Here is an 11,556-nt window from a genome sequence, read left to right on the forward strand (position 1 = left end):
GCATTCACAGCGGAAAGCAATGATATTGTTCGGTATTTTGCAGCGATGGATACGCAATGGTATACAAAGAAATGGGTTGGTATCAGCCTCCATGTCCTGTTTTGGATATTGTTTTTTATATCACCCTTATTGTTGCGGCCTGTTATGGACAATAAGGTCGGAGTCGCTCCCGGGGAATACAGGAATTTTTTCTTCCTGCATTTCCTGAATAACCTGATGCGCGTTGCGTTGTTTTATAGCAATGCTTATATCCTGATCCCCAGATTCATTTATAAGAAAAAGTATGGTCAGTACATCCTGGTGCTGCTGATTGCATTGTTGATTTTATTCTTCTGGGACCGATTAATATTCAGCTTATTAATTACCAGTCACGAACACACGATCTGGAACTTCTTTGTTTTCAATTTATACCCGTTTTTCTTCCTGATCATTGCCAGTGGGGCATTTCGTATGGGCAGGGACAAGCTTGTCGAAGACCGGAACAAAAAAGAACGGGAAACTGAACACTTGAAAACCGAATTGTCTTTCCTGCGTTCCCAGGTTAGCCCGCATTTCATGTTTAACGTTTTAAATAACATGGTTGCTCTTGCCAGGAAGAAGTCGGATGAACTCGAACCCTCGTTGATAAAACTTTCTTCGTTGCTTCGTTATATGCTTTATGAAACAGATGAGGATAAAGTGTTGCTCGAAAGAGAAGTTGAGTATCTTCAGAGTTATATTGATCTTCAAAAACAACGTTTCGGAAGAAATATCAAGATCAATATCTGTTTCAGGGAACTGGAAGGCAGTTATACGATTGAACCAATGTTATTGATCCCTTTTGTAGAGAATGCCTTTAAACATGGTAGCGGAATGATCACCAATGCGGAGATCGATATCAGTCTTGCAGTAAAGGAAGGCATCCTGCAATTCAAGGTAAAAAATAAATATAATGACTCGGTAGCCGAAACCAGGGACAAAACTTCCGGAATAGGGCTTGCCAATGTGAAACGCAGGCTTGAGCTTCTTTATAAAAAGGCGTATTCTTTGAATATTGAGAAGAAAGATGAATGGTTCACCGTTTTACTGGAGATAAACCTGCACTAATGTTACGTTGTATAGCCATAGATGATGAGGAACTGGGACTCGAACTGCTGGAAGATAATATCAGGAAAGTGCCTTTCCTCGAATTAGTTGCCACTTGCAGCAATCCGCTTGAGGCCATTAAGGTGATGCAGTCGGAATCCATAGAGCTGGTGTTTCTTGACATCCAGATGCCCGGACTTACCGGTCTCCAGTTTATTCAAAGCAGTTTGCAGAACTCAATGTTTATTCTCGTTACGGCGTATGAGAAGTATGCACTCGAAAGCTACAATCTCAATGTTGTCGATTATCTCGTTAAGCCCGTAGAGTTCAACCGCTTCATCAAGGCCTGCAACAAGGCTCTTGAGCTTCATAAATTAAAGAACAAAGCCGTAGATCAGCAGCAACAGGAGCCGGCACAGGATTACTTCTTTGTCAATGTTGACTACAGCCTTCTTAAAATTATGTATTCAGATATAATCTGGATAGAAGGTCTGAAAGACTATGTCAGGATACATCTGAAAAGTACTGATAAGCCAGTTATAGCACGGTTAAGTATGAAATCGCTCGAAGAAGAGCTTCCCCCGTCTGTTTTCCTGCGGATACATAAATCCTATATCGTCTCCAAGTCATTCGTTACAGCCATCCGCAAAAACAGCGTCTTTATCAGGGACCTGGAGCTTCCGATCGGCGAAAACTACAAAGAGGCAATCGAAGCCTTTGTGAAAAAGTAATTGTCCCGCACCTTTCGTCGCAGAATTTGCGGCATACGTCTCAATTTCTCGCGCTCCGTTTTTGATTTTAATAGATTCGCCGCGGTTGAAAATTCCACTTAATTATTCTTCAAATCAAAAAAGAAACAACATGAAAAAACTATTTTTTCCCATCGCGGGGCTGGCCATCATTGGTGCCTCGGCTTTTACAATTGTAGCAGTGCCTTCATGGAAAATAACCGATGATTACGAGGTAAAGTTTTCGAGCAAGGATCCGAACGGCGTATTTAAAGGGTTAAAAGGCCAAATAAGCTTTGATGAAAAGGATCTGAAAAATTCGCTGATGGATGTTTCAATTGACGTAAACACGATCAATACCGGGAACGGCATGCAAAACACACATGCAAAAGGAGAACAGTGGTTCGATGCAGCAAAATACCCCGTCATAAAATTTACTTCCAGTGAAATCACAAAAACTGGATCAGGATATCTCGTTACAGGGGTGCTTGAAATGCGTGGTGTCAAGAAGCAGATTGGTGTTCCATTTACATTTGATCAGAATAAATTCAACGGCAGCTTTGAAGTGAACCGTAATGATTTCGGCATCGGAGATCCAAAACACGAAAAGGTACCGCCTACTATTAAGATCGACCTTTCAGTACCCGTTTCAAAGGCTTAATTATGTATAGACGCATATTCTTCCTGGCCTTGGTTGCAGGCATCATGGCATCCCTTGCTGCCGTCATTTTTCAACGAATACACCAGTTCGCAACCTATACTGACTTCTCCGGAATTGTGAGCATCCCGGTTCTGCTGGCCATCAATGTCGGGGTATGTATGATAGCCTCGCTGTTGTATTTTCTTTTACAGAAATTGTTGCCCGGGCGCAGGGGCAGGGTTGCCTTTAACCTGTTTTTTGTGCTCAGTTCTTTTGTCAGTATTACCTGGTCATTTGCGGTAACCCTACCGCTTAATGTTGAGTTCCCTGAACTGTTTCCGGGGCTGACAGTTCCCATGCACTTCTTTCCGGCCCTGGCCTGGCTAACCTTTGAGCCCTTGTTCGTTACGGCTCCGCCGGGCCTGGTTACCAAAAACATCAACCTATATAAAGAAGCAGGCGAACTGGAGATCTCAAAAACATAAAACTCAGAACCTATCATTGATAACTATAGAACTGCGCCGATAGCGCAGTTTTTTTGTTTTAGGGGATTTGTCGCAGCTTTTTTCCCTTTTGTCTCATTTGCCTGAATTCCGGCTTACCTCATTCTATTTTTGCGACCTGAACGGATTGAATACAAACCCGGATCACAGTCAACAACGCTCAACTTTTTGTTATGAAAAAATACATCTTCTTCCTCGTCGCGATAGTTACATCGCTAACCGTAATGGCACAGCCGCCCGCTGGCATGCAGGGTGCGCCCAGGCCGGGACAGCCCATGCCCAACATCGGGCGGATCTACGGCAAACTGGTCGACAGCAATGGTAAAGCTGTTCGCGATGCTTCAGTCATGCTCCTTCACAGGAAAATGGATACAACTACCAGGCAAATAAAGCAGGTGTTGCTGAAGGGCATCACCAGCCAGGGTAACGGAGATTTCAACTTTGAAGAGCTTCCGGTAATGGGACAGCTCGTACTGAATATCTCGGCTACCGGCTACGTTCCCATCAGTGATACCATCTCTTTCATGGGGCAAAGGCCGGCAGCTGCAAGGCCCGGAGTTACTCCTGCAGGAGCAAATGTTGTCCCCGGACCTTCTTCACCCATGAGTGGTGGCTTTGAAAAAGATCTTGGCAGGTTAACATTAAAAACAGACGTGCAGCAGCTCCAGGACGTAGTTGTTACTGCTTCCAGCAGCAGGCTCCGGCTGGATATCGATAAGAAGGTCTTCAACGTTGATCAAAACATCGTGAGCGCCGGCGGCACCGCGGTTGATGTTATGAAAAATGTTCCATCCGTGAACGTGGACATTGATGGCAATGTTACATTAAGAAACGCATCACCGCAGCTTTATGTCGATGGTCGTCCTACAACATTGACGCTCGATCAGATCCCTGCAGATGCAATCGAAACTGTTGAAGTGATAACAAATCCCTCTGCTAAGTTTGATGCATCTGGCGGTGGCGCGGGGATACTTAATATCGTTCTTAAGAAAAACAAGAAGAAAGGATATAATGGGAACATTAATGCCGGGGTTGACAAACGCGGTGGGATAAATGGTGGTGCAAGCCTGAGCGTAAGACAGGATAAATTCAATTTCAGTGTAAGTTCCTTTGTGAACCAGATGAAAAACCGCAATACCGGTTCCACAGATATCAGGAATCTCCTCACTACACCGAATCTGCTGGTCAACCAAACCAGCCAGGACAGGATGAACGGTGCCTTTGTTTTCGGGAAAGTCGGGGTGGATTATTTCGCTACTAATCGTACAACAATCTCGCTTGGCGCTGTCAAGGTGCACGGCAGTTTCGATCCTACAGGTTTTCTTAGGACAGACAGTGCTTACGAAGGAGGCGACTATGTAAGCTTCAGCGAAAGAAACACAAGTAACACCCGTGAATTTAATGCGACAGGCTTACAGGGTGGGTTTAAATATCTCTTTCCTAAAAAAGGCGAAGAACTTACGGCAGACATCAACTATTTCGCCGGTAGAAACAACAGCAGCGCTTTATATAATACGGAGATATTCTCAGTTAATGGCGGTGCAAAAACCGGAAACATCCAACAACAGATCATTGGAAGCGGGACTAACGGCTTTCTGACTATGCAGACCGACTACGTCACTGTATTTGGTGCTTCAGCAAAGCTGGAAGCAGGAGCAAGGGTGCAGCTGAATAAACTGACCAACAACCAGTCGAACTATTTTTATGACGGTTCAACCGGTCAATATGTTGTGATCCCTTCTGCGACCAGTAATTACAAAAACAAGGATAATGTGTACGCCGGATACCTGTCGTTTGCTAACTCTATCAAAACTTTCGGATATAAAGTGGGATTACGCGCCGAGAGCTCTGATTATGTTGGCGAGTTGACAGATACAAAACAGCAGTTCACGAATAAATATCCGATCAGTCTTTTTCCTTCCGTCTTTCTTAGCCAGAAGTTGAATAATCAACAGGAATTGCAACTTAGTGTAACGCGCAGGGTAAACAGGCCGTTCTTTATGCAACTGATCCCTTTTATCGATTCCACCGATCAGCTGAACTGGAGAAAAGGAAACGCAGGCCTGAAGCCTGAATTCACAAGCTCGATCGAGGCTTCCTATTCAAAAACTTTCGCAGGAAATAATACACTACTGATTTCCGGTTATTACAAACGCACAACAGATCTTATCACGCGTTACCTGGATACGATTACCCTTACTGGCGGAGGACAACGCCCGATCACTACCTATATCAATGCGAATTCCGGACGGACTACTGGTATGGAATTCACTTCTCAAAATACATTGACAAAGTGGTGGGATCTTACCAGTAACCTGAACGTATATAATTCAAAGATCAATACGGACAATATAACCGGCACTTCGCAGGACGCTATCTGGAGCTGGTTTGCCAAGGTGAATAACAGTTTCAAGATGCCTTCAAACTTCAAACTGCAGTTGTCAGCTACTTACCAGTCAAAAACAAATCTTCCGGTTAACCAGAACACAGGTGGTGGTCCGGGTGGTGGCGGTCCCATGGGTGGTGGTGCTCAAAGTTCAGCCCAGGGTTATGTCAGGGCAAACTATGGAGTTGACGCAGCATTGCAGAAAAGCTTCCTGAAAAACAACGCAGCTTCGGTTACATTCAGTGTCAGCGATATCTTCGGCACCAGGAGGCTTGATCAGTATTCTGAGAGCGCATACTTTATCCAGAACACTTTTCGCCGGAACGATGTTCCCATGTTCCGCCTGAACTTTGCTTTCCGTTTCGGACAGGTTGATATGAATCTTTTCAAAAGAAAAAATATGAAGAGTGAAGAAGGGGCGCAGGGCGCGATGCAGGGAATAGGAAGTTGAGAATAAGTGATGAGCCAGCAGCTGAAAATGCTTTGGGTTTGAGATAAGATTGAGATCAGAGGCGAGTCAGTTGAAAGATGAGTGACATAGTTATCAGAAATTATGAGTTGAAGGACGAGTGAGTTGTCAATTTGCCGGACCAGGGCAAAAGTGGAGATGTATCAACTTTAGCAGGAGTTGAGATAAATAAGAAAGGGCCGCTTTGGCCCTTTTTTATTTGGAACTAATAAAGATCTGTTGATGTTCCCTGCTGATAGGTTTAACTGTTAATTGCGGTTTAGCTTTTTGTGATCGGACATGAGCATCCGGATCAGCATCGGATCATTATTGATGCTTGAGAGATGATTCGCGCACGATCAGTGTAGTATCCAGCACCTTGGTTTCAAAGGACGTGACCGGCCTTTTTGATTCGATAAGCTGGATCAGTTTTTCCGTTGCGAACTGCCCGATCTCGAAAGCCGGCTGTTGGATTACAGTCAGCGGGGGATCAAGCAGATCGGCAAGTATGGTATTCGTAAACCCCGTAAAACCGGCTTCCTTCCGGGGTTTCATACGTTTCAAAACGCCAAAGCAAACCGTGGTAAGCCTGTCTCCGGCGGTAAAGATGGCGTCTGGTTTGCTCTTTAAACTATACAGGTTTTTTATAGCATGCTCTACTTCTTCAATGATCATCCCACCATGATTGCAATGTTGGATGAATGACTCATCGAATTTAATATTATATTTTGCCAGCGCGGCTTTGTATCCTTCCAATCTTTCCCTCGATATAGACAGCGTAGCGGCACTTGTGATATGTGCAATTTCTTTGAATCCTTCAGCGATGAGATGTTCAGTTGCATTGAATGCCCCCTGGTAATTATTTGCCACTACCTTATGCGTCTCGATCTCATTGGTTACCCGATCAAATAACACCATCGGCAATCCTTTAGTATGAAATTCTTTCAGATAAGTAAGATCAACTGTTTCGCTGGATAAAGAGATGAGCAACCCGTCTACAGAGCGGGAAACCAGGTGCCCTATGTTTACGATTTCGCGGGCGTTGGATTCATGAGTCTGAGTAATGATAACATGGTAACCCCGGTCATACGCGATCGATTCAATGCCATTGATCGCCTGCGAAAAATAGTTGTTTGCAATCTCACTTACAACCACACCGATGGACCGGCTCCTTCCTTTCTTGAGGCTTTGCGCTATCGGGTTCGGACTATAGTTTATTTTTTCAGCGTATTCAAGAACCAGTTTTTGTGTTTCCTGGCTTATTTCATGACTTCCCCTCAGGGCTCTTGACACTGTGGATGTAGACAGGTTTAGCGCCCTCGCAATATCCTTAATGGTGACATTCTCGAATTTCATGAATAGTTTTTCTTCCGGCCAGGCAATGGTTCCGGTGTCTAAAATATCGCTTTTTTGCCTAACGTCCTTGTTATCTGCGTTCTACGCACAATCTGCAATCGTTTTCGGGAACGATTGCGCAAAAAAATACAGCTTTGATAGGCACTTGCAGTCAGAATAGTAGTAGACTTGTTTAAGACAGGGAGCTGATTATCCAGCATTTGTATTCATTTTCTTCAACACTTGCCATATGCATCAAGTCAAATCATTTAGTAATTTTTACCTGGTACCTTTTTGTTTAATTCTTGTTTCCTTTTGCACTAACGGGTATGGGCAGGTGACATCACTTCCAACAGTGAAAGTACCGGTTTTTAAAAATGATTCTTTCAACATTATTAAATATGGAGCCATTGCTGACGGATTATCGCTAAACACGAAGAGTATAAACTCAGCTATCGAAGACTGTAACAAAAGTGGTGGTGGTGTGGTAGTGGTCCCCGAAGGGATGTGGCTCACAGGACCCGTTGTGATCTTGTCGAACGTTAATCTTCATCTTAAACGAAATGCAGTATTACAGTTTACCAGTGATTTTAACCAGTATTCATTGGTTGAGGGAAATTGGGAAGGAGTGCCGCAGATGCGGAACCAGTCCCCCGTGAGCTCTAAAAACGCAACGAATATTGCCATTACGGGGTATGGAATTATTGATGGTTCAGGGGATGCATGGCGGATGGTTAAAAGGGACAAGCTTACCGAAACAGCCTGGAAGAAACTCATTGCATCAGGGGGCCGGTTAAGCAAGGATAAGAAAAACTGGTATCCAACCGAAAAGTCACTGAGAGGAGCAGAGATGAAAAATCCCGGGTTTATCGGCGGCGGTAAAAAACCTGCGGACTACGATTCCATTAAAGATTTCCTCCGTCCAAACCTTCTTGTTTTTGACCACTGCAAAACCATTCTGTTGGAAGGAGTAACATTTCAAAACTCTCCTGCATGGTGTCTGCATCCACTCATGAGTGAAGACATTACGATCAGGAACCTGGTAGTCAAAAATCCATGGTATGCACAAAACGGTGACGGAATCGATCTTGAGTCATGCAAAAATGTGGTGATCGAAAACAGTGTGTTTGATGTTGGTGATGACGGCATCTGTATCAAATCAGGCAGGGATGAGCACGGACGTAAAAGAAGGATGCCTACTGAAAATGTCCGGATAAAGAACTGCATTGTTTACCATGCACATGGCGGTTTTGTAATAGGAAGCGAGATGAGCGGCGGAGCAAAAAATATCTATGTGGATGATTGCACTTTTATCGGTACAGACATAGGACTCCGTTTTAAAACCACCCGTGGAAGAGGAGGTATCGTAGAAAATATCTACATCAATAATATCACCATGAAAGATATCCCGGGGGAAGCAATTCTTTTTGATATGTATTATGCAGCCCAGGATCCTGTACCGCTTGCCGGTGAAAAACGGGCACCCCCAAAGATTGAAATGTTACCTGTATCTGATGAAACGCCACAGTTCCGGAATATACACGTCAATAATGTAGTCTGTAACGGAGCAGAGAAGGGGATTTTTGTGAGGGGGTTGCCGGAGATGAATGTCAAAAACATTGTGCTGGAAAACATGGTGATACAGGCTAAGCAAGGTCTTGATATGACAGAGGGATCAGAGATTACACTACGGAATGTAAAGGTGCTGACGAAGGAAGAAGGCCCCGTATTTAACATTCATAACAGCAAAAATATTAAACTGGTAAACGTGAGCTACAAAAACAATGCGCCTGTGTTTCTTAATGTCAGTGGTGAAAAAACGGCAGGGATAAAGATTGAGGGAATCGATAAGATTAAAGCGACTAAGGGTATTCAATATAGTTATGGTGCAACTGAAAAAGCAGTGGAATCGAAAGGAAATTGAACCCCACGGGATTGAACAAAAGGAGAAGGGAAGTTGAACGAAAAGCAATTTCACAGAAGTAATTAAATGAAAGGCAACTTAATAAGAAGTTATTCAACAAGGCGGAATCGAACCATAAGAAATCAAACCAAATTGAATCAGCAACATTTCATGCGAATTTTAAAAATTATAATTCCCTGCATCATTAGTATCTGTGCATTAGGTCTGCAGGGACAACAATGGTCTGAAAAAATGGCTGCCACAGTAATGACTATCTGGAAAGACTCGCTTGACATAGCGGCCGGTCAGCCGGTCAAATGGAGGTATGACCAGGGTGTTATACTGAAAGGAATTGAAGGATTGTGGCTTCGGACCGGCGACAAAAAATACTTTGATTACATCCAGAAGAGCATGGACTTTTTTGTTGGAAGTGATGGAACAATACGGACTTATAAGCAGGCCGACTATAATCTTGACAATGTTCTTCCCGGACGAAACCTGCTAACCCTTTTCAATGTTACGGGCAAACAACAGTATTATAAAGCCGCACATACGCTCAGGCAACAATTGAATGCACATCCCCGTATCAGCACCGGCGGGTTCTGGCACAAAAAAATCTATCCCCACCAGATGTGGCTAGATGGTCTGTATATGGCTCAGCCCTTTTATGCGGAATGGTCAAAGCGCTTTTCAGATGATACCGCTTACAATGATATTGCGAGGCAATTCATTTTGATGGAACAGTATAGCAGGGATCCTGCAACCGGACTGATGTTGCATGGCTATGATCACTCAAGGGAACAGCAATGGGCAGATAAAAAAACAGGAAAGTCGCCAAATGTCTGGGCAAGAGCTATGGGATGGTATGGGATGGCACTTGTCGATGTTCTCGAGCAATTCCCGGAACAACATCCGAAATTTGATTCTCTTATCCAAATAATCCGCCGCTTTTCGGTTGTTGCTAAACGTTACCAGGATAAAAAGTCCGGGTTGTGGTGGGATATAGTTGATATGCCCGGCAAATCAAAAAATTATCCGGAAGCTTCTGCTTCATGCATGCTGGTGTATACATTGGCGAAAGCTGCCCGTTTTGGATGGATAGATAAGGAGTATGTAACCGCAGCGAAGTCTGGCTATGATGGAATTATTAAAACTTTCGTAAAAACGGAGAATGGCCAGACAAATTTGCACGGTACCGTAAGCGTATCAGGACTCGGGGGTAAACCATATCGTGATGGCACTTACAATTATTATGTCGGTGAACCGGTTATTGTAAATGACCCAAAAGGCATAGGAGCATTTTTGCTGGCTGCAAACGAGGTTGAAATGATGAACGATCATAAAACCGGTAATGGTAAAACCGTATTGCTGGATTATCACTTCAATCATGAAACAAAAAAAGATGTTGATGGAAAGACCATCCAGACACATTATACCTGGGAGCAAATGGATAACGGCGGCTTTTCGTTGCTGGGAAACATCTTCAGGAGATATGGTGCAAAAACAGCAGCGCTGCAATCTGCTCCAACCAGTTCCAACCTCGAAAGGGCAGACGTCTACATAATTGTAGATCCGGATTCAGTGTCCGAAACCGCTTCTCCAAATTTTATACAACCGGACCATGTGGAAGTAATTAATAACTGGGTACAGGCCGGCGGGATCTTGTTGTTGTTCGCTAATGATTCCGTTAACTCTGAATTTACTCATCTGAACCAGCTTGCAGCAACTTTCGGACTAAGGTTTAATGGTGATTCTAAAAATCGGGTGCAGGGTAATAATTTTGAGCAGGGCGCAATTACTATTCCAGCGGGAAATTCCATTTTTAAAACAACTACCAGGGTTTATATCAAAGAACTAAGCACACTGAATGTTTCATCCCCAGCCAAAACTTTATTGAGTCACAACGGCGCCCCGGTCATGGCAGTTACTTCGATAGGAAAAGGTTTTGTATTTGCCGTCGGTGATCCATGGCTTTATAATGAATATGTTGATGGGCGAAAACTGCCTGCTGATTTTCAGAATTACCTCGCAGCTGAAGAGCTGGTGAAATGGGCTCTGGGCTCAGCACAAACAAATAGGGGTACAGGCAACAATGTAACCAGCAAAAGTACAGCCCGTGGTGAGGTCTCTACAACTGGCAACTACCCCGTGATTCACACATCAAACCCGGTTAAGGAGAATGCCGGGCGAACAGCTGGTGAGGATCTAAAAAATATCAACGAAGATCCAAAGAACATCAACGGGACCCCAAAGAATCTTAACAAGGATCCAGGATACATCAATCAGGAACCAAAAAACATTATTGTTTCACCGGATGGTAAGGGTGATTACCGGTCGATACAGGCAGCCATAAATAGTTTGCCAGATTCATCGGCTGTTACCAGAACCATTCATATACGTAACGGTATTTACAATGAAAAAATCTACCTGGAAAAACACAATGTAATTCTGAAAGGGCAGGACAGGGAGAAGACTATCATTGCCCAGGCAATTGCAAGGGATGAATGGAGATGTAAACACAACGATGACTGGGGCGTGGCTACCCTGA

At 43.9% G+C, this 11,556-nt stretch carries 8 protein-coding genes; 7 read left to right on the forward strand and 1 reads right to left on the reverse strand.

What is annotated here, in order from left to right:
- Positions 1 to 45: 45 nt before the first annotated feature.
- The 5 genes from ACX0G7_RS15150 (at position 46) to ACX0G7_RS15170 (ending at position 5,773) form a co-directional block, all read left to right on the forward strand.
- Complete coding sequence (locus tag ACX0G7_RS15150; protein WP_458924340.1) at positions 46 to 1,086, forward strand: sensor histidine kinase; 1,041 nt, start codon at positions 46 to 48, stop codon at positions 1,084 to 1,086.
- Positions 1,086 to 1,796: a LytR/AlgR family response regulator transcription factor gene (locus ACX0G7_RS15155; protein WP_458924341.1), complete on the forward strand. Its 711-nt coding sequence runs from the start codon at positions 1,086 to 1,088 to the stop codon at positions 1,794 to 1,796. Before ACX0G7_RS15150 ends, ACX0G7_RS15155 begins: the two co-directional genes overlap by 1 nt.
- Positions 1,797 to 1,926: 130 nt before the next feature.
- Positions 1,927 to 2,454 carry a YceI family protein gene (locus ACX0G7_RS15160; RefSeq protein ID WP_458924342.1) on the forward strand — a complete coding sequence of 176 codons (528 nt, stop codon included), beginning with the start codon at positions 1,927 to 1,929 and terminating at the stop codon, positions 2,452 to 2,454.
- A 2-nt stretch (positions 2,455 to 2,456) separates the two neighbouring features.
- Positions 2,457 to 2,918: a hypothetical protein gene (locus ACX0G7_RS15165; RefSeq protein WP_458924343.1), complete on the forward strand. Its 462-nt coding sequence runs from the start codon at positions 2,457 to 2,459 to the stop codon at positions 2,916 to 2,918.
- 191 nt (positions 2,919 to 3,109) lie between these two features.
- Positions 3,110 to 5,773 (forward strand): outer membrane beta-barrel protein, encoded by a 2,664-nt coding sequence (locus ACX0G7_RS15170; RefSeq protein ID WP_458924344.1) that lies wholly within the window; start codon positions 3,110 to 3,112, stop codon positions 5,771 to 5,773.
- 324 nt (positions 5,774 to 6,097) lie between these two features.
- On the opposite strand, the gene ACX0G7_RS15175 is transcribed toward ACX0G7_RS15170, so the two are convergent.
- The gene (locus ACX0G7_RS15175; RefSeq protein ID WP_458924345.1) at positions 6,098 to 7,126 is read right to left on the reverse strand and encodes a LacI family DNA-binding transcriptional regulator; all 1,029 of its coding nucleotides are present in this window, start codon (positions 7,124 to 7,126) and stop codon (positions 6,098 to 6,100) included.
- Between the two features lie 229 nt (positions 7,127 to 7,355).
- On the opposite strand from ACX0G7_RS15175, the gene ACX0G7_RS15180 reads away from it, so the two are divergent.
- Together ACX0G7_RS15180 and ACX0G7_RS15185 are read left to right on the forward strand one after the other, a co-directional pair.
- Positions 7,356 to 9,029 (forward strand): glycoside hydrolase family 28 protein, encoded by a 1,674-nt coding sequence (locus ACX0G7_RS15180; protein ID WP_458924346.1) that lies wholly within the window; start codon positions 7,356 to 7,358, stop codon positions 9,027 to 9,029.
- 150 nt (positions 9,030 to 9,179) lie between these two features.
- On the forward strand, positions 9,180 to 11,556 hold a 2,377-nt coding region (locus ACX0G7_RS15185), incomplete at its 3' end, for a pectinesterase family protein (protein WP_458924347.1).

This window comes from Flavitalea antarctica (assembly GCF_054461535.1).

Excerpts from the sequence above, each read along its gene's own strand:
- ACX0G7_RS15160 (WP_458924342.1), top strand. The coding sequence starts at position 1,927 with ATGAAAAAACTATTTTTTCCCATCGCGGGGCTGGCCATCATTGGTGCC.
- ACX0G7_RS15165 (WP_458924343.1), top strand. The coding sequence starts at position 2,457 with ATGTATAGACGCATATTCTTCCTGGCCTTGGTTGCAGGCATCATGGCA.
- ACX0G7_RS15150 (WP_458924340.1), top strand. The coding sequence starts at position 46 with ATGGATACGCAATGGTATACAAAGAAATGGGTTGGTATCAGCCTCCAT.
- ACX0G7_RS15155 (WP_458924341.1), top strand. The coding sequence starts at position 1,086 with ATGTTACGTTGTATAGCCATAGATGATGAGGAACTGGGACTCGAACTG.
- ACX0G7_RS15175 (WP_458924345.1), bottom strand. The coding sequence starts at position 7,126 with ATGAAATTCGAGAATGTCACCATTAAGGATATTGCGAGGGCGCTAAAC.
- ACX0G7_RS15180 (WP_458924346.1), top strand. The coding sequence starts at position 7,356 with ATGCATCAAGTCAAATCATTTAGTAATTTTTACCTGGTACCTTTTTGT.
- ACX0G7_RS15170 (WP_458924344.1), top strand. The coding sequence starts at position 3,110 with ATGAAAAAATACATCTTCTTCCTCGTCGCGATAGTTACATCGCTAACC.